This is a genomic window from Bradymonas sediminis, from assembly GCF_003258315.1.
Classification (GTDB): Bacteria; Myxococcota_A; Bradymonadia; order Bradymonadales; family Bradymonadaceae; genus Bradymonas; species Bradymonas sediminis.
The window spans coordinates 3,440,074-3,464,202 of the sequence record NZ_CP030032.1; the positions used below are offsets into that span (position 1 = coordinate 3,440,074).

Genomic DNA, 24,129 nt, shown 5'->3' on the forward strand with positions numbered 1-24,129 from the left:
GAGTGGTGTATCTTCGAGACATATACTTATTGAAAGAGGCGTCGCTCCCCAAAAAGCGCACAGCCCCAACTCGAGCAGCGTGTTCAGGAGCAAACAGTGCTACGGCTGAACTTGATAGTCAAGAATATCGACTCTATGGCTCTTGTTTCGGCGAAAGCGGCCGTCACAAATAAGAGCGCGAGTCGCGGCGCCCGCGCCTTATTTAAACTCAAATTTGCGCGGTTCCGACTCCTTTTTTGGCGCCGGTGCGCCGAATTTCGCCGGCGCGAACTTCTTGGGTTCCGAGTCGCTCGTCTGCGCCGAGTCGATGGGCTTTCGCTCGAATTTCTGCGGCGCCGGTTTGGGCTTCGCGGTTGGCGTCGGGGCGGCGGCGGTTGGCGTCGGCTCTTGGGCAGCAGCCTTGGGCGCGGGCGTCTTGTCCCCGTCCTCGGGCTTGTCCTCCGCGGGAGTGGCCGCCAATTCAACCGGCGCCGGCTCGCCCACGCGCGGCTCTTCTTGGGCTAAGTCGACTTCATCACTCGGCGGCTTCTCGACGACCTCGGGGGCTTGTTCTTCAGCCAGCGCCGCGGCGGGCTCCGTCTCAGGCTCGCTCGGCGACTCGGGGGTCGCCGCGACTTCCTCGGCCTGCAGGGTGCCCGTGGGCTCCTCAACTTCAGCGGAGCCGCCAAAGATATAAACCGCAAAGCCACCGCCGAGCAGCAATACCAGGAGCAGGATCAGGGCGAGCCTCTTCTTGTCATCGCCGGGAGCGACAAGATCCATGTCAGTGGCGACGCTGGGGTCGGAGATCTGCACCTGATTGGAGGCGGCGCGCGCGCCGGCGATGAGCACAGCGTCGTCGAAGCTCGCATCCAGGTCGAGCTCGGTGGCCTTCTCGACGGACACCTTCTGGGGCGCTGGGGCGGCGGGGGCCGGCGTCTGCCCCTCCCGACTCGCCGCCGGGATTGCGTAGATGCCGCTCATATCGCCCAAAGCATGGTCCATGGCGTTGAGCATCGCGCCGGCGTTCTCGAAACGCTGCGCCGGATCTTTGGCCGTGGCGATATCGATCAAATCGCGCAGCCCCTGCGGGACCTGCATTTTATTCTTGGGGCGCAACTCCGGCAGCGGATCGTTGATCTGCATATAGAGGATGGACAGCGGCGTGGGCGCGTCAAAGGGACACTCACCGCTTAACATCTCATAAAACATGATCCCCAGGGCGTAGACGTCGGCCTGAGGGCCGATATCCCGTTTTCCCTGAGCCTGCTCGGGGGCCATATAATGCGGGGTGCCGAAGACCTCGCCGTCACGGGTCAACCCGCGGCTGGCGGTGTCGTGCACCATGCGCGCGATGCCGAAGTCCAATAACTTCACATAGTCCGTGTCGTTGCCGGCCCGGGTGACGATCAGGTTCTCGGGCTTCAGGTCGCGGTGAACAACCCCCTGCTCATGGGCGTCGGACATCGCCGCGAGAATCTGGCGAAAAACATGACTGATCCGCTGCAGCGTCAGCCCCGGGGTCATCATCCAGTCGGCCAGGCTCTGGCCGGGGGCGTATTCCATGGCCATAAATGGATGGCCAAGGCTGTCGACCCCGAAGTCGTGCATGGTGATAATATTGGGATGGGAGAGCCGCGAGATGGCGCGGGCTTCGCGCGCGAAGCGCTCCTTTCCCTGCTTGGAATCCTTCAACTCAGCGCGCAAGACCTTGAACGCGACTTCGCGCTGCACCGGCAGTTGAATCGCCTGGTACACCGCGCCCATGCCGCCCTCGCTGATCAGCGCGACGATCACATATTTGTCGGCCGCCAGGGTACCAATCCACGAATCGCGCTCGGCATCCTCCAGCGCGCTTTCATGGATATAATAGAATTCATCTCGCGGGCATTTAGCGCCAAGCTCATCGCTCTCCCCACGACATTTCGGACATATTGGCATATTTAATTGGGATAAAAGAACGTCGTCGAGCGAATATAACAACCTTAGAGGCGCAGAACAACAAAGTAGTTGGCAAACGACTTCCTCAGAAGTCTCCTGGATAGCCTAGCATATTATTTAGACCGGCCGCACTATCGCTGTCGAGGTTTCCCGGGCCGACGCGCGGCCTGGGCCCGGCCCCGAACCCCTATCTATTGACGGGCCCAATAATTCATGGTTGAAACCCCTGCAAAGCGGCCTTCGAATTGGCCGTCCGAAGCCAATCTGCACCAAGCTGCGTGGAAGCCATGAGTCAAGACGAAACAGCCCGTAAGACCGCCGCCCCGAAGTCCTTTCCCTGGGAGCTCTGGAGCCAGGTGGCCGTGATGATGGCGGGCATTGCGCTGCTGGGCTGGGTGCTGGTCTTTATGCGCCTGGGCATCGTCAGCGTCTATATCCACTCGTTCATCCTGTCGACGCTGGGGATCCTGACGCTGCCGGTGATCTTCTGGGGGCTGACCAAGACGATCTTTAACCAGCCGATCTTTCGCTGGCCGCGCACCATCGCGTATTTGCTCCTGGTGCTGATCGCGCTGTTCTGCAACGTGCCGATGTTCGCGGTGCCGCTGTCGACCGAAGATTGGGAGTCCACCCACGACTATCGCCTGCCCGTTGAGGGCGAATGGGTGACCACGGCCGGCGGAGACTCCAAGAAGACGAATTATCACGCGACCACCGCGACCTACCGATGGGGCTATGATTTCACCCGCGTCGAAGACGGCAAACGCTTCAAGAATGAGGGCAAAGAACTCAGCGACTATTATTGCTTCGGCGAGCCGGTCTTCTCGGCGGTGGAGGGCAAGGTGGTCAAGCTTGAGCGCAAGCACGAGGACAACGCGCCCAACGTGGTCACCGACGAAGGCCCGCTGGGCAATTACGTGGTGATCAAGGTCGATGAGGCCGAGTACCTCTACATCGCGCAGCTCAAAAAGCGCAGCATCCCGGTGAAGGTCGGCGACACGGTCGCCCCGGGCGACAAGGTCGGCGAGTGCGGCAACTCCGGGCGCGCCATGCTGCCGCATGTGCATATTCACCTGCAAAACACCGGCGACTTCCCGGTCGCTGAGAGCCTGCCGCTGCGGTTCTCGAATTACCTCGCCGACGGCGAGGCGGTTGAGAAAGGCATGCCCCAGGGCCCCTCAGATAAGGACCCCCTGCTCGGCCAACGGGTTGAAAATCAATGAGTTAATCGGCCAGGCCGGGAGCGGCTGGCCGCGCTCTTAGCGCTCGGGTTTAGACACCCCGTCGACCCGCCAGGGGATCTCGTCGGGGTGGCGCTCGGCCCCGCCCCAATGGCCCGTGCCGACCACGCCAAACGCCGCCACGCACCACACGCCGACCGCAAATTTGCGCCAATCGTCGATCCCCACACGCATCCCCCACTCATAGCTAAACGCCGCGATCGCCATCGCCACCCAGGTGCTCACGCCCAGGCTTCGATGATGGCTCAGCGCCTCGCTGCCGTCGCCGCCAAACCACCCCGGCGCGGCGATGATGCCCGAGACCGTGGCCAGGGTCACAAAGGCAAAGCATACCCACCCGACCACGCGCATAAAGCGGCGTAGTTGGGGCGTATCCTCGCGCAGCGACCACAGCCCGACGCCGGCCAAAACGAAGGCCAGGACGATCGGGAAATGCAGGGTGAGGTGATGCAAAAATGACATCTTCATCGCGCTCACCTCAATTTGGCCGCGAGGAGCGCGACGGTGATGCCGTCGCCTCCCTCATTGCGCGCACCGCGGCGAAATTCTTTGACATAGCGCGAGTCGATAAGATGCCCGCGCACCGCGCGTTTGAGCGCCCCGGTGCCGTGCCCGTGGATGATATGCACGCCGACTTCGCCCTTGGCGTAGGCGTGGTCGAGGAAAAGATCGAGTTTTTCCAAGGAACCGTCGACCCGCATCCCGCGCAAATCCACCGTATTATCAGGGGTTTGGGGGATCGTAATATCCAGCCCATGCTCGCCATCTTGAGCCGGATCCGGGGCCTGTGCGCCCTTGTCGGCGCCCTGCTGCCCGCGGGGTTTTCCGCCGGAGGAGTCCCCGCGAAGATGCGCCTGGCGCTGGGCCTCGCTGGGATAAAAGAGGTCGTCGAGGTCGACCTTGGCCTTGAGCACGCCGAGCTGAACCTGCACGCGGCGGCTGCGCTCGTCGAACTCCACGATGGTGCCCATGCGGTTAAAGGAGCGCACATAGATCTTTAGGCCGACTTCGACTTCGTCGGCCGGCAATTCGATATAACCCGAGGGGCTGACCTTGGCCGGGCGAGTGCGCTCGTGAGCGCGGTCGATGACCTCCTCGCTGCCGCGCAACTCGTCCTGGAATTCGGACAGCTCCTTTTGGCTCAAAGACGACTTCCCGCTGACCACGCCGGCCTGCTGGAGTGTCTTGATCTTCTCGCGAATCAGCTCGCGCGCCTTGTGCAAATCCTTCTTTAGGGCGCGGGCGTCGGCGTTGATCGCGGTGCGCTCTTTCTCGAGCAGGGACTGGTATTTCTTCTCGAAGCGGTATTTCTTCTGCTCGGCCTCGCGCCGGGCGTGCTCCAGGCGATTTCGCTCGGCGTGCAGCTCGCTCATCTGCTCTTCGAGCGACGCCAGGACCTCGTCGACGTGATGATGGTCCTCGCCGTCGAGCACCTCCATCGCGCGGTCGATGAGCTTCTGGGGCAGGCCAAGGCGGCGCGAAATCCGCAGGGCAAAGGAGCTGCCGGGGATGCCGAGGGTGAGGCGATAGGTCGGCTCCAGCGTCTCGACATCAAAGCCCATCGAGGCGTTGGCGAAGGCCTGGTTCTGAATCGCCAGGGTCTTCAGATTCTCCAGGTGAGTGGTCACCGCGGCGGTCGACCCGCGGCGCGCGAGCTCTTCGAGCAACGCGACCGCGAGCGCCGCGCCCTGCATCGGGTCGGTACCCGTAAATAGCTCGTCGAGGAGCACCAGACTCTTCGGCCCACACTCGCCCAAAAACTCATTAATATTCGTCAGATGGCTCGAGAACGTACTCAAGTCACGCTCGATGGACTGCTCGTCGCCGATATCGCTGAAGATCGAGTCGAAGAGCGGGATCTTCGACCCCTCGGCCACCGGAATCGGCAGGCCGAAATGCAGCATCAGCGCGCAGAGGCCGAAGGATTTAAGCAGCACCGTCTTTCCGCCGGTATTTGGCCCCGAGATGAGCAGGATGCGCCGCTCGGGCTCGAGGATCAGGTCGTTCGCGACGACGTCGCTGGTGAGCTGGCCGTCGCGCTCGCGCAGGTGCTGCACATAGAGCATCGGATGGCGAAGCTGCTTGAGCTCGACGCGGTCCTCCGTGATGGTCGGCACCGTGGCGTTGATGCGCTCGGCGAAGCGCGCGTGGGCCATCACCACATCGATATAGGCAAGGCAATCGCTATTATGCAGCAGGCTCGCCGCGTATTGGCCGACCTGCGCCGAGAGTCGGGCGAAGATGCGGTTCTTCTCTTCCTGGAGTTCGGCTTCGGCCCAGCGCAGCTCGTTATTGAGGTTAACCAGATCGGCCGGCTCAATAAACGCGGTCTGCCCGCTGGAGGAATATCCGTGGACCACGCCCGGCACGTGGGAGCGCGCGCTGGAGCGAATCGGCAGCACATAGCGCTCCTCGCGCACGGTGAAATAGTCGTCCTGAAGATAGTCGGCGAGTTCTTCGCGCCCGAGCTCCTGCTCGATGCGCGAGCGCAGGCGGTCGTGCTGGTTCTGCACGTTGCGCCGCAAGGTGCGAAGCGCCGGGCTTGCGCGGTCGGTCAGCTCACCGCTGGGGTCGACGCATTCGTGAAGCTCAGCGCGCAGGCGGTCCACCGGGTCGATCTGCGCGCCGGCTTCGGCCAACAGCGGGAAACGCCCGCCGCGGCTCTCGAAGAAGCGATAGTTGCGCGCGCCTACGTCGCAGTTTCGGGCGATCGCGGCCAGGTCCTCGCCCAGCAGCACGCCCTGGCGCGAGACATGGTCCAGGGCGCGTCGAATATCGCGCAGCCCCATCAAGGGCGGGAAGTCGTCGTCAGCCAGCAGACGCAGCGCCTCGCCGGTTTCGGCCAGGCGGCGCTCGATGCCGGCGCGGGTGGGCAGCGGCTGCAGATCGGCGAGGATCGCGCGGCCCTCCGGCGTCGATGCTTCTTTCTCGAGCATCGCCAGCAGCCGTGGCCACTGCAGATCTTGGAGCGTCTTGGGCGGAAAGATCGCGCGGCGCCAGCTCTCCGACGATGCATCATCGCCCTCACCGCGCGGCGCGCCCCCGCGAACCGGCGCGAGGGTCTGCACCATCAGGCCCTCAAGCGAGGTATAGGAAGAGATGTCTTTGGCGGCTGGCTGGGCGTCCGAATTTTGGTCCGAGTTCATCATCACTCATGTCGAGAAAAGAAAATCGTCAACAGATTTGGTTCAATCAGAAGAAGCTTATATCGATCCGATTGCTTGCGTCCAAACTAACGGCTCACAACCCGATAATAGTCCGAAGAGCGCAAAGACTCTGGCCCGGCGGGCGCAGCGCGTGCGCGCCGGCAACCTCCCACAAATCTGCGCCGAATCAAATAGCGCTCGGGAATGAAATTATCCAACACTCTCGTTATGCCCACCCAAGACGCTACTCCACTGCGTTTTAATTGCATATTTTTCAACCTGAGACGTCCGTCTCAACGAGGGCTTTGCCCTGGCCCCCATCAAATAAACGGAATGTTCTCTACGAAGCAGAAGAGGTGAACCCATGAATAGAGACTCGATGAATCGAAGCCGTACGAAGAGCGCCAAGACAGGGCGCACCAAACGAACGTTCATTATCCTCGCGGCGCTGCTCGCGCTGCCGATTGGCCTGACCACCGCCAGCTCGCCGAGCCAGACCTCGCCGGGGGTGAAGGTCGCCGAGGCGGTCGGCCCCGAGCGCTCGAGCCAGCGCGTGACGCCGGCGCAAGCCGCGAGCTATGGCTTGCCGAATGTCTCGGAGGTCTTCGAGCGACAAAATGAAAAGGTCGTCGCGATCACCGCGCAGGTCCCCGGCCAGCAAATGGTGAATCCGTTTTTCGGCGGCTCGATCCAGGGCAAACCCCAGACCGGTCAGGGCTCGGGATTCATCATCGACGAAGACGGGTATATCCTCACCAATAACCATGTCATCGACGGCGCCTCCGAGATCACGGTCATCCTCAAAGACGGGCATTCTTACCCGGCGAAGGTCATCGGCCACGATGCCCAGACCGACATCGCCCTGCTAAAGATCGAGCCCGACGAGAAGCTGCCGGCGGTCAAGCTGGGGAAATCCAAGGATCTAAAGGTCGGGCAATGGGTGGTCGCGATCGGCAATCCCTTCGGCCTGGATTACTCGGTGACCGCGGGCATCATCAGCGCCAAGGGGCGCAACATCGGCGCGGGCCCCTACGACAACTTCCTGCAGACCGACGCCAGCATCAACCCGGGCAACTCCGGCGGGCCGCTGTTCAATATGAATGGCGAGGTCATCGGGGTGAATACTGCGATCCGGCGCGACGGTCAGGGCATCGGATTTGCGGTGCCGATCGACATGGTCAAAGAGATGATCCCGGCGCTGCGCAAGCGCGGCTACGTTAGCCGCGGCTATCTTGGCGCGGGGATTCAGGAGATGAACGCGACGCTGGCGGCCAGCTTCGGTGTTGGGATGCGCCAGGGCGTGCTGATCGGCTCGGTTGAGCCCGGCGGACCGGCAGACCAGGCGGGGATTCGCCCGGGCGATATTGTCACGAAGTTCAACGGGCAGCCGACCCGCGACGCCCGCGAGTTATTGCTCGCGGTGGCGGCGACCCAGCCGGGAGAGAAAGCCTCGGCCGACCTGATCCGCGACAAAAAGCCCAAACGTCTCATCGTCGCGGTCGCTGAGCGCCCGGACGCCTCTCGCGCCGCGGTCGTGCCGGCCAAAGAGACCTCAAGCGGCGTGGTCCTCGGGCTAAAAGTATCGCCCGTGACCCCGCAACTCGCCCAGCGCTTTGGCGCCACCGCGGGTCAGGGTGTCATCATCGAGAGCGTGCAGCCGACGTCGCCGGTCGCCCGTCTTTTGCGCCCCGGCGATATCATCCAGCAGGTCGGTGAGACGGTCGTAAGCTCGGAGAAGGAGCTCAACCGCGCCATCCGCGAGCACGACACGCGCAAACCGCTGCGCCTGCTGGTGCACCGCGACGGGCGCACCATGTACCTGGCGATGCATCTGAGCAAATCCGCCCTCGGCCGATAATCCCCGGCGGGCTTAGTCCAGCACCTCGACCTCATCGCGCGAGACTTTGCGGATAAGCGCGGTGAGCTCCTTTCGCCGCGGGGCGTCGTCAAAGAAGACGTCGCGAATCTGGCCGCACATATCTTTGGCGCGGCGAAACGCGCCGACCAGGTCGCCGGAGAGATCGGTGGGATTGTTGATCTCGAGCAGGATATCCGCGAGCGAGTCTCCGGCGGCCCAGCGCTCCCCGAGCGGCATCACCTCGGGGGTGTAGACGGTCTCTGAGAACACCAGCGCCTCGGCCTGGGCGATGATATCGGAGTCGTACACCGCGTTGAAATTGGCGAAGATCTGCCACCACTTATCATCCTCGGGGCGGCGCACCCGCGCGGAGCGCGGCAGCGAGACGACCAGTCCGCACATCGTGCCGAAGAGCTCCTCGGGCGTGAGGTCTTCGAGATGCCCGGCCAGGATCAGCTCGGTGAGGAAGATCTCCTCGATCTTTAAGTGCCGCAGGATGCGCGCCGGCGGCTCGAGGCTATTGTCGGCGGCCAGGTAATTATGGGTGCGCAAAAAATGGACTTTACGCTGAAAATCCTCCCATAGGCGTGGGCGCTCCTCTTCGCTGAGCTCGCGCTTAAGCGCGGCCAATTTGCGCCGATGCGTGCGCGACGGCCCCGCATCCGCGTCGCCCGACTCCAGGCGCAGCGCGTCCATCTCGGATTGGCGCTCGTTGATCCGCTCGCGCAGGTGCTGGGCCTGATTGCCGGATTGGAAGGACTTGAAGCTGCGCTCGAGCATTTTGCGGATCTCGGGCTCCTCGAAGCGCGCGAGCAGGTTGACGATGGAGTGAAATGACAGGTTGAAGGACGACTCAATCGGCTCACTTTGAGACGAGAGGAGCTGCTTCAATAACGGGCGCACTTCTTCGTAATCATCGAAGTCCTGGCGCACGATAATGTCGCCGGCGACGTCGATGCCACGGCGCCCTGCGCGCCCGGCCATCTGCATAAATTCGCGTATGGTCAGCGGCGCGACCTCCACGCCATTATACTTGGTCAGCCCGTCGAAGATGACGGTGCGCGCGGGCATATTGATGCCCAGCGCGAAGGTCGAGGTGCAATAGAGGACCTTGATGAGGCGCGCCTCGTAGAGCTCTTCGACCAGGGCTTTAAGCGCGACGTGAATGCCCGCGTGATGCCAGGCAATGCCGCTTTTAAGGGTCGCGCGGTGGCGCGGGGTGAGCACGTTGGGGAATTGCTTGTCGAAGTCGCGCAAGCGCTTCTTAATCGCGCCGGTGTCCGAGATATGCCCCAGGTGTTTGCCGACCGGGCCGCGGGCGAGCCCGTGGGCGAGCTGCTCGACGAGCTTTCGGCTGAAGATGAAGTAGAGCGCGGGGAAGCCGGTGTCCGACATCATCTCGACCACGTGGTGGTGGCGGGTGCGCTCGACCTTGGAGTCATTGCGGTGGTATTTCGCGCCGCGCCCGCGCCCTCGCCCGCCGCGCGAGCCATCCTTTTTAGGCCCGCGCTTGCGCGAATCTCGCCACTTTTTATACATCGAATTATAGCGCTTCTGCGGGACCAGGCGGGTCTCCAGGCTGGCCATATACATTTCGAGCGGCACCGCGCGCTTGTCCTCGCGCACGACCTTGACGTCGGTCTCGCGGATGGCCGACAGCCAGGCGGCCATCTCCTCGAGGTTCGAGGCGGTCGCCGACAGCCCCAGGATGCGGATGCGGGTGGGCAAATAGATCAACAGCTCCTCCCAGACGGTGCCGCGCTCGGGGTCGTCGAGGAAGTGAATCTCGTCGATAATCACCGCCTGAAGCCGGTTGATCTCGGGCATCTGGGTGTCCGAGGGGCTGGCGGTCTCGTTGAGCTCGATGAGCTCGGCCGCGTCGGGCTCATCGGGCGAATTCGGGTCGGCGACGCGGGTATCCTCGAGCAGCATATTGCGCAGGATCTCGGTGGTCATGATGCGCACCTGGGCGTCGCGGTTGATCACCAAATCCCCGGTCACCAGGCCGACCTTATCGCGGCCAAATTGCCGGGTATATTCGCGGTATTTCTGGTTCGACAGCGCCTTGACCGGCGCGGTGTAGATGACCTCGCCGCCCTGCTCCAGGATCTTCTCGATGAGATAGTCAGCGACCAGGGTCTTGCCGGTGCCGGTGGGCGCGGCGACCAGGACGCTGTGGCCGGCGTCGATCGCCTCAACCGCTGTCTTCTGAAAACCGTCGAGTGTGAGTCCGTGAAATTTCATGCTGAAGCCTTCGAGGCGAGTGTCTCAAGATGTGAGAATAAGAAGTTGTGCGGCGCGGAGCGATCGCGTCGTCCAGGCCCCATAAATTGCACGCGCTCGGGGCGCGGGCAATAAGAAACCGCCGCTCCCTCAATGAATCGGGCGCGGCGGTCGGCAGCATAACGGGCTGCGGCGGGCTTGTCGAAGCCAGCGGGTAAGTGCGGGCGGGGTGCGCCGAATTAATCCGAGATCGTGGTGTGAATCACGTTCTCGCCGGCCTCTCCAGGGAAACCGGTAATGCTGAGAAAGCGCCTCCCCTTCACAAATTGTATCATCACTGCTTCGCTGCCCTCGTAGTTGATATAGGGCCGCATCATATTAAAGGTCACGGAGGCCTCGCTCTCGACCCAACCGCGCTGCGTCATCTCGCGCCGATAATAGTCGGTCAGCGCGGGGAGTGAGCGAGGTCCGGAGAAGATCTTGCTATCGTAATCGCTGTCGATATTCATGCTCCGCACGCGACTCACGACCCGGCAATCGGGGCAGGAGGGAACGATCGCGTTCTTGTCCTCGGTCTGATCGATGAAGACCATCTTGGTATAATCAAACTTCTCGTCGCTCCAGGTCGCGGTGACGGTGGAGCGGCGCGCGCTCGGGTCCCAATTCATCTGAATGGCTTGATGCCCGCGAAGAAGGCTCTCTTTCTTGGCGCCGGGGTCGGCGCTTATGGCCTCCAGCTCGTTTCGATTGCTCGCGCCGGCTGCGGTCAACACACCACCAAGGGCCACCGAGTTTGGGGTGCTGCTCAGCGGAACAACGCCCCCGGTCAGCGAATCGACGATCATGTCGGGTTGAGACTCAAACGTGGAGTCAAGCGGCCACACCCGGGTATTAAGCCCCTGATAGACGAACTCGTCCTGATATTCGCGCGCCAATTGATGCGGGTGCTTGCGGCTATAATTAACCGAAAAGTTCACCATATTGCCGTTGATCAAAAAAGTCTGCGGCTCGTCATGTCCGAGCTGCTCCAACGACTTTGAAAATCGGGCGGTATTCGACAATTTGATAAAATTCAGATCCAAAATATCAGCCTGAGACGAGCGCACGGTTGCGTCAGGTTGATAGACCACGAAGGCCCACGCAATCGCGCAAATACTCGCGCCGGCCAGTCCGAGCTTTGCAACCGTTGGAAGTGTGGATTTGAGTAAACTCATGATTCAATCCTGGGCTAGACGGGTTAAACGCGATCAAGGCACGACGCATCTATTTTAGTGATAGTCGGGAACATCAAGATTTTCGCTCCCCAGCGGTTGATTCCACGCAATGCCAAGCACATCGTCGTAATGGTCTTGTCCAACCATACTCAGTCGAGAAATCGCGGTCGCCGTCATTTCGTCCATCATCGGGCCCTTGGGCGACGGGGGGACCAAAACATTATAGTGAGCCTCCATCTCCATGCTGATGCCAGCGAAAGTGAAGGTCTCTTTGCTCATGCCCGAAACGGTACCGTAGCGACTATTTGCGGCCAGTGCGGGACGAATTCCGAGGCCGGTCACGACCGCGTTAAGTGTCCCCAGGATGCCGCCGCCGCCGCCCGAAAAGGCTTGGACCGAAGGACCGTCATTGAACAATGTGTATGCGTACTCTGAGTCGCCCGTCAGGTCTTTCAGGTCGGAGGTGAGCTTGCCATTTGAAGAGTTCGGGATAAAGCTACCAGACAGTGCCTGGGGCCCAGATTGATCATTCATGGTGAAGCAATCCGACGGCCAGCTTGGGCCATTGCTCTCACACCCCTGAAGGTCGGTGCTCGGCTTCATGGTCATCATATTGGCGCGTGAAAATGACTCGCCCATCGTACCGTTGAGCCCCATACCCAAGTAGGTCGACCCTTCGGCGAGGTTGGCGCCGGCGGTCACGGCGCCCGAGATATTGTGGGCTTTGGAATCCCCCGCGAGTTGCAGTCCAGCATCGGCCGCGGCGATCGTCGGCTGCATATGCTTCGCGGCAAACCAGTTGTCATCTTGAAACGGCAAGACTTCCTTGAACGTCTCTTTGTAGGCGATAATCGGCGCCTCGGTCCCCTTGCGGGTAAACTCCCCCAAGATCATGACGCCGTTAAATACCATAAGAAAAATGGGCAACATGATGATGAATTCGGTCAAGGTCGCGCCGCCGTCGTCTCGGTGCAGCCGCTTGAGCTGACGCGTCAACGGTGACAGGCCCGGAGCTAGACGTAAATACAGGTTCTCAAAACGTGTTTTCATTTCGCGACTCCGGAGGCAGTGGTGGGTCCCATGGCGGCGGTAGAGAATCCGAGAGAAATGATATCCTTCATGGAGGCCAGGGCCGCCGCGCCTGTTTGATTGCCCTGGATGCTTCCAAGCTGGGCGTTCAGCGCAAGATAGGGCACGATTTGACTATAGGCTTGGAACATCGCAAAGTCGGCGTCCTCAAACTCTCCCGGCAGATGCACCGGGCGCATGCGCGCGGTCCAGCTGGGGTGCCACATGTCGGGGTCTTTGCCGTCGGCGAAGACGATCTCTGACTTCGCCATCGTCCAATAGCCGCTGGTATCATAGGTCACCGAGCTGAACAGCGCGCCGGTCAAGCTGTGATTATAGGTCTGGTTCGACACCGTGAACTTGTTGCGGTCATCGGTGGTGCGCTTGGGGTCATTGAGATACGCAAACGCCAGGTTCGAGGTGCGCTTGAGCCACTCGGCCTCGCTGCCACCGCTGTCCAGCAGATAGGGGTCATCGTATTTCTTAAATTTGGATGCCGCGTTGGGAATACCGGCGGCGATACTCAAGACCAGGCCGAGCCCGAAGGTCATACCGCTGGCCGCGCCGAGTTGGGACTCATCTTTATGAATCAACCCGTTGACCAGATGCTCGAGCGTAAACGCCGGGTGCTCTAGCGGGTTGAGCTGCTTAATCCAATCCCACCCGCCAAAGCTCGTCTTCTTGAGCGGCAGGTTGTCATTGCCGTGGAAGGTCTGCAGGTCGATCGTCTTCATACCCAACTGTTGCAGAAACCCGTTGATGGTATTGATGGCCTGCTGGACCGAGCTTGCCAGGTTCGTGACTTCACCGGGCGGCGGCGGGAAGCTCACGACCGCGGTCGCGCCGTTTCGCCAGCCACGCACGAGCTGCTCGGAGAAGCCCCACCAGGGCGTCACGTGAAAGAGGTAGTGCTGGTAGTTATCGATGGCCTGCATATCACGCAGGTAGGCCTTCTTAGTGAGCCCGCCGCTGCCAAAAATAATACTGGACATCGTATTGGTATCCGACGCGGTCTCCACCCCCCACATGATTGTATTTATGAGCGCCTCGACACACGCGGGAATATTATAGGGGACATTACATTCCGACCATTTTTTTGCGATCCAGATGATATACGCCACATACATGCCGGTATACATGGCATGAATGTCGATGATGGAGCGCTTGGCGATATTCCCGTAAGCGATCATATTCATCGAGCGGGCTTCAACCGACGCATGACTAAATGCCGCGGTGTCCGCAGCGCCCTGAAGCATGATCTTATCGTTCACGGAACGATGGGCATCAAAGACCACCCAGGCCATCGCCATCAGGGCCAAGACCGCTGCCAGACAGAGAATCACAACCGCCCCAGACTCATCTTCGTGAGTGGAGTAGAAGAAATCGCGGGTTTTTTGAATCGATGGTTTCATCGTATTGTCCGTGTGATCAAATCAACAATTGAAGCAACTTAACCCCGCAAAGCGGCGCCCTCAGGGTGTCTTTTTGTTCGGGTTGATCTGAGCTGGCATCGTGAACTTGCGCTCAAGGGTTTTATAATACCCGGGGCGGGTACCAACATCGGTCTTTAATTCGCCGAAGATTCGGCCCACCATCGGAAAAGCCTGAAAATGGTGGTAGGTCAGCCGAACACCCACTTCGCTATTTTCCTCGAGGACGACGACCTCGGAGGCGTGAAAGGCGAAGGTAAGTTTGCGGGTGGTTCGCGCCGGCCAACTCGAGGTGTCCAGGGCGTTACTGAAGCTGGAATCCATCTCGGGAAGGTTGGTCATATTGGTCCCCATCAAAAACCCTGTGGCCGCGGTCTTGCCAGCGCTGCCGGTATCGGTCGAAAACGCTGGCAATTGCGAGCCCATCATCACACCGCGCAACTCAATGAAGCGCTCGTTTTGAATCGAAACGCCCTGGATAAATTCACCAGGCGCGACCGGGGCGAGCACCACCGCAGCCTGGGCATGGGCCAGGTCTTTGACCATAGCGGAGGTGACGCCACGTCGGCCTTCATCGGCCTCGGAGGACCACAGCCAGGCCGTGCGACCGGACTGAAAGACCGCGGCGTTGACCAATAAGCCCGCGATATTATTCACCGCCAACTGCGCGATTCCGAAGGTGAGCAAAAAGAAGATCGGCAGGATGACCAGCGTTTCGGTCATCACAGAGCCTCGCGGCATCCCCAACACCTTGTGCACCGGGGCCCGCCGGGAGCTAACCACCTCAAATAGAATCACCGCCAGCGCCCACAGGCAGGCGGCCATGCCGACAAAGAGCAGCGCGTCCAACCAACTCAAACGCAGGAATTCCGTATATTTGGCGGACTCCCACACGATCTCAAGGGTCGAGCGCGACACAAACGGCAGAAGGAGCAACGCAGCGGTCGCCATCACCCCGAGCCCGTGGGCGCCAAGCCGCACACCCCAGGCACGCGCGGAGCCGCGCTGCGGCGTGGGCGATGAATTATTATCTTCATTTTTTCGGGGCATCACATTTCTCATCGCAATATATCCAGCATGGGTGACTCCGAATCGATTCCACTCTTCACTGCTTTATCGTACGCGTCGTCAACCTGTTCTTGATATTGTTGACGCTCTCCGGGGCTGGTGTGTTTTTTTAAATCACTCCATCGGTACCGGTTTTGATTAATCTCCTCTTGCAATTGTTGGACCATCGCCGGTCCGTCGGGCAGCTTATTATCCGTGGTATATTGTTGAAGTATCCGGGCATAGTTGGCGTGATTGCCCTGGAAGCCACGCGCGGCGTGCCGCAGCCTCGGGTCGATGCCGCCGGGAAGGTTCGAGGGCGCCAACGCCGAGTTCATCAGCCCCATGACATCATTCATCTCCCCGGCCTGGCTGGCGTTCGCACTGACCCCCAGCGCGATCTGCGCATTGCGTATCTGAGCGAAGAACGCGCCGATGGCCTTGTGTACCAGGGCGCTCGCCGTGACGACCGCGGAGGAGCGGGTCTCAGCAGCGATCGGGGCGCATAGGTCGGCGCTTCGCTGCGCCGGCGCTGCCCACTGCGTGCAGATATTCTTCCACTGGCTCGTGCTGCGCCCGCCATCCTCGCCATCGACACATCCCTGGTGGCTTGAAACCGCCTCCAACCCGTCGACAAACTCCTGCGCGTTCGGGTCGTTCAACACCCCATCACAGCCCAGAGAGAGCACCCAGTCACGCCCCGGCGCCGTGCGCATCAAGGTCGACTCGAATTGCTGAAACTCCCGGCGAGAGGCATCCATCCCCGAGAAGGCATATGGAAGAAGCGCCGAAAACAGGCGCTGACGGCGCCCCGCGTTTAACTCTCCGGCGTCGCCCAGGTCCGCCACGTATTCAGCGGGTTCACTATAGCGAGCGGTGAGCGCTTCGGCGCAACACGTGGCTTTTTCGGCGTTCATATTATTGGCAACGCACTCGGTTAACCCGAGGGTCGGGGGATGCGAAGTGTGCACGCTAAAGATTGCCGGGGTAACCCGACAAACCAGCGCTGCATCCTGGCGGTCAAGCGCCAACTCCCAACGCCGCCAAAACTCGGAGCGGAGCCGGGCGGCGCCGGGCGGGTCAACCTCAGCCACCCGATTGATGCACTCGACACCTTCGGCGGGCGTATCAAAAAGGGTCGACACGATATTATAGGCCGTCGCCCCCTCATTCTGAACGCCCAGGGTCGTGCAGGCCTCGACACGAACCTCTCTGCTGCCATCACTCAGGGCGCGCACGCGGGTCTCATCGGGAAAATGCTGCGCGAATAACTGAACCGCAAGGGTGCGAACCGTCCCGAGGCCCCAGGCAGCCGTTGGCAGCGCGATAATCACACAGATCCCGAGCCCCTTTATAAACGCAGCTTTCCGGCCCTGCTCGCAATAGCCGAACCCAATCAGAGCGCTCAGGAAAACTGCGATTCCCAGCGCCAACATCAGCGGCAGCCAGGGGGCGAGCCATTGGTAGATGGCCATAAACCCGACCAGGGCCGTGCCGCTCACCGCGCCCGCGATGAAGAGGTTTCGCGCGTCGCGAAATCCCGGCTGAGGCGGCGCGGGCGAACCCCCAAGAGCCCCCTGACCGGGGCGATTCGACGCCGGATGCCCCCCAGGCATTCGCTGAGGCGCAAACTGCGGCGATGATTTGGGAAGCTCTGGCATGATTCAATCTCCAAAAAAGGAACAATCCGTGACTAACTGTCACAGCGTTGGGGAGTGTCCGCCCCACAAACAAAGTCAAAGCCAGCACATAGCAACCGAATTCACGATTTATATGCCTGCTCGAAACCCGAACATCGCACCCGGCTGAACCAACCGCGAACAAAGGCAGCAACGCCAGCCGATATACTATCAACGGGTATAGAATACGGGATCATGGAGCCACCTTCAATACCGCGGGCGGCCCCCAGCCTCAATTCGTCGAGGGGCCTTTTTTCGCTAAAAATCGACGCCTGGAACGACAACGCAAAGCCCCGAAACGCGCGAAAGCCACGCTCGATCGCGTGGCTTTCGTGTCTCAGCAATTAAATTGTCGCGCGAGCGCGAAACCTCTCCGCTCACTCGCCCTGCGCGCTGAGCCCCTCAAACCGGCGCACGGACAGCTCGAGATACTCGTCGGACTGGTCGATGCCGACGTAGCGCCGGCCGTTCTCGACCGCGGCCAGGCCGGTGGTCGAGGAACCCGCGAACGGGTCAAGGATCAGGTCGCCCGGATTGCTGGCGGCCCGAATGATACGGTTGAGCAATTTGATCGGCTTCTGAGTGGGGTGCTTGCCGAAGCCCTTCTCGGCCTTGCGCGGGCTCATGATATTCCACAGATTCTTCATCTGTTTGCCGCCGTTCTCTTCCTTCATCGTCTGGTAGTTGAAGGTATGCTTGGTCTTGCTGTCGCGGCCGGCCCAGATGATGGTCTCGGTGCCGTGGGTGAAGTAGCGGCAGGACAGGTTGGGCGGCGGGTTGACCTTGAACCACGCGATATCGTTGAGGATTTTATAATCCAGGGACTGCATCGCGAAGCCGATGCTATAGATGACGTGGTGGGTGCCGCTGACCCAGATCGAGCCATTGGGCTTGAGCAGACGTTGACACGCAGCCAGCCAGCGCAGGTTGAATTCGTGGTTCGCCTGGACACCTTCAGAGCGGTCCCAGCGGCCCTTGTTGACCGAAACCATCCGCCCATTTTTGCAGGTCATGCCGCCGTTGGAGAGGAAATACGGCGGGTCCGCGAAGATCATGTCGAAGGTCTCGGGTTCCATCTGCTCGAGAATCTCGAGCGAGTCACCGCGCAAGAGGGTAAAGCCGCGCGGGTCATCAAAATAGACGTCGAGGTCGCTATCGTGCTGTTCAAGAGTTTGCATCGTGACATCCTTGTCTGAAAAGTGACCCGCAATCCTAGCAGGCCGGCCTTGGTGCTCAACTCGCGTCCATGCGAGTGGGCCATCCTTGGCCATTAATTGAATCCATCCGTGAATCGCCGTCGCACACTACCTTGCAGCGGACTGCAAGGGTCTGGCTCCCGTCAGGATCTCATCCAGAGATCTCTCAATGACTAAAAATGCGCTAAGCCACTGGAATTGATCGGGAAAACCGGGAAAAAAATTGATGTAAAAAAGCCCAATTGATCTAATGATCTCAATCCGTTAGGCCGATCATGCACACAAACTAGGACGCGATGATCAGCAGAGTCAAGGAGGTTTTGCTCACAAGATCGCGCCCCGATCTTTTAAGAGCGAGCGCATCGCATTGCCGCACCGGCGCTGGATTGGTATAGCAGCGGGATGCAGCGACGAAATCGACCCATTTTCGCGTGGAGCCCGGATGAATTTAGACGACAAAAAAATCATCATCACCTGTGCACTCAACGGTGTACTCACCGACCCGAATACACACCCCGTTCCATTTCGGCCCGAAGACATGGCGGCGAGCGCGCGCGACGCGTACAACGCCGGCGCGTCGGTGGTGCACGTCCACTTTCGCGAGCAATCCGGGGGGCAGCTGCCCTCCTGGGACCCAGCGCTGGCCAGTGAGTGCGTGGACGCGATTCGCCAGGCCTGCCCTGGCATCCTCATCAACTCGACCACCGGCGTGGTCGGCAGCGACATCCGCGGGCCGCTGGATGTTATCGAGCGCGTCAAGCCCGAGATGGCCGCGCTCAACGCCGGCTCGCTCAACTACCTAAAGGTGCGCCGCGACGGCAGTTGGGCCTGGCCGCCGATGCTCTTCGACAACCCGGTCGACAAGGTTCGCGCGTTCCTGGAGGTCATGCAGGCAAACAATATCGTGCCGGAATGCGAATGCTTCGACACCGGCATCGTGCGCAGCCTCGCCATGTTCGAGGAGAACGGCATGCTCAACAAACCATACACCGTCTCGTTGGTGCAGGGCGTCGCCAGCGGCATGCCCGCGCGCGTGGACTTATTGCCAATCCTGGTCGACCTCCTGCCCGAGGACGCCCACTGGCAATCGGTGGTCATCGGGCGCGCCGAGGTCTGGCCCATCCACCAGCGCACCGCCGAGTTGGGCGGACATCTTCGCACCGGCGTCGAGGATACCTTCTACCTTCCCGACGGCAAAAAGGTCGGCGAGAAGGGCAACGGCGCGCTTGTCGCCGAACTTAGTAAAGTCGCCCGCGCGGTCGGTCGCGAACCCGCCACAGCCGCCGAAGCGCGCGAAATCATTCTGGGAAAACAATGACAATCCAAACACTTGCACGCTCAACATCCATACTTCGCGCCTCATTGCTGGCCACGAGCCTGCTGCTGGGGACCACCGGCTGCGACGCAAACCCGGGCGCCCCAGAAGCCAGCGCCCCGGTCGACACGAGCGATTGCACGCCGCGCGCGCCCAACGCCGCCGACCAGGCCGGCGAGGCCGACCCGCGCGTACTTCGCGGCGTCGTACACGCCCCCTTCGGCAAACTCGCCGCATACCAACCCGCCCATGCGCCCGCGCTGCCCGCACGCTCCCCCTTCCCCGACTGGCTGGTCGGCACCGCTGAAGCTGCGCCCCTTGACACCGAGCGCACTGTCCCCGAAGCGACCGTGCACCTGTATAAAATCGACGCCCGCGGCGCGCGCACGGGCGAGAATATCGCCGAGACCACCAGCGACTATGGCGGGAATTGGTGCATTCGACTGCCCGAAGGCGTCTCCCCCGGCCCCGGCCTGATGGTCGAGGCGCGCGCGGCAGACGGCGCCACCAGGCTGCGCCGCAGCGTCGTCGCGCCCTTCGCCGGCGACACCTTTGTGGGGACCGAGGCGCTCACCCGTCTACTGCAGGCCAACAACGTCGACTTCCTGCGCATATCGACCGAGACCTACATCAACATGGAGTCCATCGCCGACACCCGCATGGACCTGCTCGACCCGGTGGTCTTAACCCCGCAGACCAACGTCGAAGACGCGGTCGAGCAGATCCGCAGCCGATTGGCCACGGACCCTCGCCTGCTCGAGAAGATCGAGAAGACCCCGAAGACAAAATAGCCCGCCGCATTTCGCGCGCATAAAAAAGCCCGCGCAGCCAATTGGCTGCGCGGGCTTTTTATAACCTCGAAGAAGACCTCGGCTCCCCGTATAAGCCGGATCTTGTCTCGCTCGACGCGAGGGTGCTCATTCATCTAGGCCGGCTATTGCTAGACGGCTCATGCAGCTACCTGGCGCCAGCGGAGCGGGCCGCTCCGGAGCTCCCCGAGGGGCGCTCGACACCTATTCGCCTTGCATCAAGTGGGGTTTACAAAGACAGACGATGTCACCATCGCCCCGGTGAGCTCTTACCTCACCTTTGCACCCTTACCGCGCCAGGCGCGGCGGTTTATTTTCTGTTGCACTGTCCCTAGGGTTACCCCCGGTCGGCGTTACCGACCACTCTGCCCTGCGATGTCCGGACTTTCCTCCTGAGCGGTAAACCGCCCCGGCGAGCACCTTGGAGAGCCGAGATCTTCTTCGATTCTTTACGAACGCTGCGTGCGCAACTTCGCGTGATCTTCTCGGGCGGGTTCAAACCGGCGGCTGCGACCCAGGGGCCGCAGCCGCCGACCGAAGTCCCGATACAATCAGCTCGCTTCAGCAGCCTCGTCGACCGGTGCCTCGCCCTCTTCGCCTTTGGCCTCTTCCCAATAATAGAGAATACGCTGGCAGCTCGGGCAGATGTCGAAGGTATCACCGCGCTGAATCTCGATGAATTGCTGCGGCGGCAGCGCCATATAGCAACCCTCGCAGTGACCGTTTTTCGCGGCCACGACCGCCAAACCGGGGCGGCGGCTGCGAATGAAGTCGTATTTACGCAGCACATGCTTCTGCACTTCGCTGCGCGCGGCTTCCTGACGATTGCGCCGCTTCTCCAGCACGTCGTCGATGTCGGCCAATTGCTGCTCGCCCTCGGCGACCTCAGCCGCGATGCCTTCGCGCAACTGCACGATCTTCTCTTCTTTCTCTTCGACCGAGGTCTCAACCGTCTCGATCACCTCGTCGAGGTGAATCGCTTCTTCCTGGGTCTGCTCAAGCTTCTTTTTGAAGACTTCGATCTCAACTTCAACCGCGTTGAACTCCTTCTGGGAGCCGATCGATTTCAGTTTCTCCTGGCTGGCGGCCAGGCTCTCGCGGACCTCTTCGATGTCGGCCTTTTTCTGGCGACGCAGGTTGCGAACGTCCTCAAATTCCTGTTTCTGACGGTCGAGGTCATCAATGAGTTTCTCGAGAAATCCTCGATTCTCTTCAAGTTTCTGCTGGATTTCGCTTTTTTGAGCCTCCAATTCGTCGAATTGAAGGTCAATGCGTTGCAGTTCTCGAAGTAGCGCTAGCTGCTTCTTCAATGGATCACCTCATGGGATGGCGGGGCAAATGCCAAGACGCCCGACCTGGTAGGTGCGGGCGTCTGGAATTTCGCGTGATTAATGGGGACTTGGATGTCTTGGTTTTCAGCGGTCTTCTGCTCAGCGTTTGCGCGCAGACACGTGCGTTTCTCTGCTGTGGGCTGAGCTGCTCGGTTTTCGGGGTTTGCTCGCGGTGAGAGAGCGTGTGCGGCCAAAGCAATCATGTGTTTGTCAGTCAGGATATCGACAAGATGCATGTGCCGCGCTCCTTCCTCTTTAAGAATACTCACGAACCAACGTCTACCACCGATCTCAATCACCACGGGTTGCGATTGAGTTAAACCGCGCAATGGGCCCACCAGGATTCGAACCTGGGACCGACCGGTTATGAACCGGGGGCTCTAACCGCTGAGCTATGGGCCCGTCATTGGCGTGCCGAGCGTGTCAAAACCCTCGGTCGATGACGCCACGAACTGGCCACCCGTGCGCGGCGACCCGTGTACCTAGCGAAAGGTCGTTGCTTTCGCAAGTCTAAATTCGCCCGGACCAGCCCCCACGCGCTCGGATTGAACAGGCGAGGCCGATCATTTATTCAATTCATCCTCGCGCATCGCCGGCGGCGCCCGGGTATTCGGCGGCGCCCAAACGACAAACGCGCCTCCCACAGGTGGAAGACGCGTCGGTCGATTCTCAATTACCGCCACCCATCAGGTGTCGATAAAGCTCTCAAGCTGCTTGGCCCGCGAGGGATGGCGCAGCTTCTTGAGCGCCTTCGCCTCAATCTGGCGAATACGCTCGCGCGTGACGTTGAAGTCCTGGCCGACCTCTTCGAGGGTATGGTCGGACTTTCCGCCGATGCCAAAGCGCATGCGCAGGACCTTCTCTTCGCGCGAGGTCAGCGTCGACAAGACCTTGCGGGTCTGGTCGGTGAGGTTGCTGTCCTCGACCGCCTCGGAGGGGTTGATGGCGTGCTCGTCGGCAATAAAATCGCCCAGCGACGAATCCTGCTCCTCACCAATCGGCGTCTCAAGCGAGATGGGCTCTTTGGCGATTTTGAGGACCTTGCGCACCTTCTCGACCGGCATGTCCATCTTCTCGGCGATCTCTTCGGGGCGCGGCGCGCGGCCGAGCTCCTGGATGAGATAGCGCTCGGTGCGGCTGAGCTTGTTGATCGTCTCGATCATATGCACCGGGATACGAATCGTGCGCGCCTGGTCGGCAATCGCGCGCGTAATCGCCTGGCGAATCCACCAGGTCGCGTAGGTCGAGAATTTATAACCACGCTGGTACTCGAATTTATCGACCGCTTTCATCAGGCCAATATTGCCCTCCTGAATCAGGTCGAGAAACTGCAGGCCGCGGTTGGTGTATTTCTTGGCGATCGACACAACCAGGCGCAGGTTGGCCTCGACCAACTCACTCTTCGCGCGCTCCGCGATGCGCTCGCCGGCGAGCACCGCCTGGTGGGTGACGCGCAGGGTGTCGATGGTCTGGCCGGCTTCGACCTCAACCGCGCGCACCCGCCGCTGCAGCCCGCGCATCTCTTTCCAGATGGCGGTCATGCGCGCCATCGAAAGCCCCATGCTCTGGCGCAGCGCGTCGGCCTCGTCGACATACTCGGTGCGATACAGACGCGAGCATTCTTTGACGTCGGCGAATTTAATCCGATACAGGCGCTCAAGCTTCTCGAGCTCCTCCTCGGCGCGGTCGGTGCGATGAATCAACGCCTTGAACTTGGCGACGATCTTATCGGTATGCTTTTTGGTCAGGCGCACGCCCTTCATCACGCGGAACATCTCGCGACGGTTGGACTTAATCTCCTCACACAGGCGCTTGCGATCCGCGTCGGAGAGCCCGGCGCGCGTGATCAAAATCTCGCCCTTGATGCGATTCTCATGGTAGCGCGTCTTGACCTTATCGATCTGGTCACAGAACCACTTGCGCCGCTCATCGACCGTCAACTCGATGACGTTGCCCTCTTCGTCGCGCGGCAGGTCGTCGGGGTTGGGCGCCTGGAGCACGTCGGTCAGCTTCACCTTGGATTTGCGCACGCGCTCGCCCAAAAGGATCATCTCGCGCACACCCACGGTGGTGCTGAGCACCACCGTCAGGATCGTGCGCTCACCCTCTTCGATGCGCTTGGCGATCGCGACCTCACCCTCACGGGTAAGCAGCGGCACCTGGCCCATCTTGCGCAAATACATGCGCACCGGGTCATTGCCTTTGACGAAGTCACCGCCCTTTCGTTTCTTCTCGGAGCCACGCGTCTCAGCGCGCAGTTTTTTGCCGCCATCCTCATCATCGGCCGGCGGCTCGTATTGGCTGGCCTTGTCGACGACCTGGATGTCCAGCTCCTCGAAAAGCATCAGCATATCGTCGATCTGGTTGCTCGTTAGCACCCCTGGCTTCAGGGAATCGTTGACCTCTTTAAAGGTCAAATACCCTTTTTCCTTCCCCATCGAAACGAGCTTGCGGACTTGCAAGCTCGTCTTTCGAACCTCTGCGCGGGCTTTCTGCATCAAGATCTACTCCTTCTCACTATGGACGGGCCGGCTGATGAGCCAAAAACCTATGAGCCAGCAACTTCTATACGCGCCGCAGTTAAACAAGCGGGTTGTGTAAAAAACCTTGTTTCGTATCTTTATAACTTCGGTATAAATTTCGAGCTTAGAC

General features: G+C 60.7%; 16 protein-coding genes, 1 tRNA gene and 1 other RNA gene. 4 read left to right on the forward strand and 14 right to left on the reverse strand.

What is annotated here, in order from left to right; translation table 11 throughout:
- Nucleotides 1-198: 198 nt before the first annotated feature.
- Nucleotides 199-1,920 carry a serine/threonine protein kinase gene (locus DN745_RS13000; RefSeq protein WP_133621852.1) on the reverse strand — a complete coding sequence of 574 codons (1,722 nt, stop codon included), beginning with the start codon at nt 1,918-1,920 and terminating at the stop codon, nt 199-201.
- A gap of 287 nt (nt 1,921-2,207) precedes the next feature.
- Between DN745_RS13000 and DN745_RS13005 the strand changes: the two genes are divergently transcribed.
- Nucleotides 2,208-3,143, forward strand: coding sequence for a M23 family metallopeptidase (locus tag DN745_RS13005; RefSeq protein WP_111335459.1), 936 nt, complete (start codon nt 2,208-2,210; stop codon nt 3,141-3,143).
- A 36-nt stretch (nt 3,144-3,179) separates the two neighbouring features.
- Here DN745_RS13005 and DN745_RS13010 read toward each other — a convergent pair whose 3' ends face one another.
- Nucleotides 3,180-3,629 carry a DUF2231 domain-containing protein gene (locus tag DN745_RS13010; protein ID WP_111335461.1) on the reverse strand — a complete coding sequence of 150 codons (450 nt, stop codon included), beginning with the start codon at nt 3,627-3,629 and terminating at the stop codon, nt 3,180-3,182.
- A gap of 5 nt (nt 3,630-3,634) precedes the next feature.
- Nucleotides 3,635-6,310, reverse strand: coding sequence for an endonuclease MutS2 (locus DN745_RS13015; protein ID WP_111335463.1), 2,676 nt, complete (start codon nt 6,308-6,310; stop codon nt 3,635-3,637).
- Nucleotides 6,311-6,671: 361 nt separating this feature from the next.
- Between DN745_RS13015 and DN745_RS13020 the strand changes: the two genes are divergently transcribed.
- Entirely contained in the window at nt 6,672-8,165 is a 1,494-nt protein-coding gene (locus DN745_RS13020) for a Do family serine endopeptidase (protein ID WP_111335466.1), read from the forward strand.
- Between the two features lie 12 nt (nt 8,166-8,177).
- Here the strand turns inward: DN745_RS13020 and DN745_RS13025 are convergent, their stop codons facing one another.
- The 7 genes from DN745_RS13025 to DN745_RS13055 all read right to left on the reverse strand — a co-directional run bounded on the left by DN745_RS13025 (nt 8,178) and on the right by DN745_RS13055 (nt 18,004).
- The gene (locus DN745_RS13025; protein ID WP_111335468.1) at nt 8,178-10,409 is read right to left on the reverse strand and encodes a DEAD/DEAH box helicase; all 2,232 of its coding nucleotides are present in this window, start codon (nt 10,407-10,409) and stop codon (nt 8,178-8,180) included.
- A 218-nt stretch (nt 10,410-10,627) separates the two neighbouring features.
- A complete protein-coding gene (locus DN745_RS13030; RefSeq protein ID WP_133621851.1) occupies nt 10,628-11,602 on the reverse strand; it encodes a hypothetical protein in 975 nt (324 codons plus the stop codon).
- 54 nt (nt 11,603-11,656) lie between these two features.
- Nucleotides 11,657-12,652: a TadE/TadG family type IV pilus assembly protein gene (locus DN745_RS13035; protein ID WP_133621850.1), complete on the reverse strand. Its 996-nt coding sequence runs from the start codon at nt 12,650-12,652 to the stop codon at nt 11,657-11,659.
- On the reverse strand, nt 12,649-14,082 hold the full coding sequence (locus DN745_RS13040; RefSeq protein ID WP_111335474.1) for a pilus assembly protein TadG-related protein: 1,434 nt from the start codon (nt 14,080-14,082) through the stop codon (nt 12,649-12,651). The genes DN745_RS13035 and DN745_RS13040 overlap by 4 nt, the downstream gene beginning before the upstream one ends.
- A gap of 60 nt (nt 14,083-14,142) precedes the next feature.
- The gene (locus DN745_RS13045; protein ID WP_111335476.1) at nt 14,143-15,150 is read right to left on the reverse strand and encodes a TadE family protein; all 1,008 of its coding nucleotides are present in this window, start codon (nt 15,148-15,150) and stop codon (nt 14,143-14,145) included.
- A gap of 8 nt (nt 15,151-15,158) precedes the next feature.
- Nucleotides 15,159-16,808 carry a hypothetical protein gene (locus tag DN745_RS13050; protein WP_111335478.1) on the reverse strand — a complete coding sequence of 550 codons (1,650 nt, stop codon included), beginning with the start codon at nt 16,806-16,808 and terminating at the stop codon, nt 15,159-15,161.
- Between the two features lie 395 nt (nt 16,809-17,203).
- Nucleotides 17,204-18,004, reverse strand: coding sequence for a DNA-methyltransferase (locus DN745_RS13055; RefSeq protein WP_111335480.1), 801 nt, complete (start codon nt 18,002-18,004; stop codon nt 17,204-17,206).
- Between the two features lie 460 nt (nt 18,005-18,464).
- On the opposite strand from DN745_RS13055, the gene DN745_RS13060 reads away from it, so the two are divergent.
- Together DN745_RS13060 and DN745_RS13065 are read left to right on the forward strand one after the other, a co-directional pair.
- Nucleotides 18,465-19,340 (forward strand): beta-keto acid cleavage family enzyme, encoded by an 876-nt coding sequence (locus DN745_RS13060; protein WP_111335482.1) that lies wholly within the window; start codon nt 18,465-18,467, stop codon nt 19,338-19,340.
- Entirely contained in the window at nt 19,337-20,128 is a 792-nt protein-coding gene (locus DN745_RS13065; protein WP_133621849.1) for a hypothetical protein, read from the forward strand. The genes DN745_RS13060 and DN745_RS13065 overlap by 4 nt, the downstream gene beginning before the upstream one ends.
- A gap of 75 nt (nt 20,129-20,203) precedes the next feature.
- Here DN745_RS13065 and rnpB read toward each other — a convergent pair.
- The 4 genes from rnpB to rpoD all read right to left on the reverse strand — a co-directional run bounded on the left by rnpB (nt 20,204) and on the right by rpoD (nt 23,975).
- Nucleotides 20,204-20,578: RNase P RNA component class A (gene rnpB, locus DN745_RS13070), an RNA gene on the reverse strand.
- A gap of 119 nt (nt 20,579-20,697) precedes the next feature.
- Nucleotides 20,698-21,456 (reverse strand): zinc ribbon domain-containing protein, encoded by a 759-nt coding sequence (locus DN745_RS13075; protein ID WP_111335486.1) that lies wholly within the window; start codon nt 21,454-21,456, stop codon nt 20,698-20,700.
- 350 nt (nt 21,457-21,806) lie between these two features.
- Nucleotides 21,807-21,879, reverse strand: a tRNA-Ile gene (locus DN745_RS13085).
- A gap of 284 nt (nt 21,880-22,163) precedes the next feature.
- Entirely contained in the window at nt 22,164-23,975 is a 1,812-nt protein-coding gene (gene rpoD, locus DN745_RS13090) for an RNA polymerase sigma factor RpoD (protein WP_111335490.1), read from the reverse strand.
- Nucleotides 23,976-24,129: the final 154 nt, after the last annotated feature.

What these genes read in the sequence shown, in the direction of transcription:
- DN745_RS13000 (WP_133621852.1), bottom strand. Translation starts at nt 1,920, where the DNA reads ATGCCAATATGTCCGAAATGTCGTGGGGAGAGCGATGAGCTTGGCGCT.
- DN745_RS13005 (WP_111335459.1), top strand. Translation starts at nt 2,208, where the DNA reads ATGAGTCAAGACGAAACAGCCCGTAAGACCGCCGCCCCGAAGTCCTTT.
- DN745_RS13010 (WP_111335461.1), bottom strand. Translation starts at nt 3,629, where the DNA reads ATGAAGATGTCATTTTTGCATCACCTCACCCTGCATTTCCCGATCGTC.
- DN745_RS13015 (WP_111335463.1), bottom strand. Translation starts at nt 6,310, where the DNA reads ATGATGAACTCGGACCAAAATTCGGACGCCCAGCCAGCCGCCAAAGAC.
- DN745_RS13020 (WP_111335466.1), top strand. Translation starts at nt 6,672, where the DNA reads ATGAATAGAGACTCGATGAATCGAAGCCGTACGAAGAGCGCCAAGACA.
- DN745_RS13025 (WP_111335468.1), bottom strand. Translation starts at nt 10,409, where the DNA reads ATGAAATTTCACGGACTCACACTCGACGGTTTTCAGAAGACAGCGGTT.
- DN745_RS13030 (WP_133621851.1), bottom strand. Translation starts at nt 11,602, where the DNA reads ATGAGTTTACTCAAATCCACACTTCCAACGGTTGCAAAGCTCGGACTG.
- DN745_RS13035 (WP_133621850.1), bottom strand. Translation starts at nt 12,652, where the DNA reads ATGAAAACACGTTTTGAGAACCTGTATTTACGTCTAGCTCCGGGCCTG.
- DN745_RS13040 (WP_111335474.1), bottom strand. Translation starts at nt 14,082, where the DNA reads ATGAAACCATCGATTCAAAAAACCCGCGATTTCTTCTACTCCACTCAC.
- DN745_RS13045 (WP_111335476.1), bottom strand. Translation starts at nt 15,150, where the DNA reads ATGCCCCGAAAAAATGAAGATAATAATTCATCGCCCACGCCGCAGCGC.
- DN745_RS13050 (WP_111335478.1), bottom strand. Translation starts at nt 16,808, where the DNA reads ATGCCAGAGCTTCCCAAATCATCGCCGCAGTTTGCGCCTCAGCGAATG.
- DN745_RS13055 (WP_111335480.1), bottom strand. Translation starts at nt 18,004, where the DNA reads ATGCAAACTCTTGAACAGCACGATAGCGACCTCGACGTCTATTTTGAT.
- DN745_RS13060 (WP_111335482.1), top strand. Translation starts at nt 18,465, where the DNA reads ATGAATTTAGACGACAAAAAAATCATCATCACCTGTGCACTCAACGGT.
- DN745_RS13065 (WP_133621849.1), top strand. Translation starts at nt 19,337, where the DNA reads ATGACAATCCAAACACTTGCACGCTCAACATCCATACTTCGCGCCTCA.
- rpoD (WP_111335490.1), bottom strand. Translation starts at nt 23,975, where the DNA reads ATGCAGAAAGCCCGCGCAGAGGTTCGAAAGACGAGCTTGCAAGTCCGC.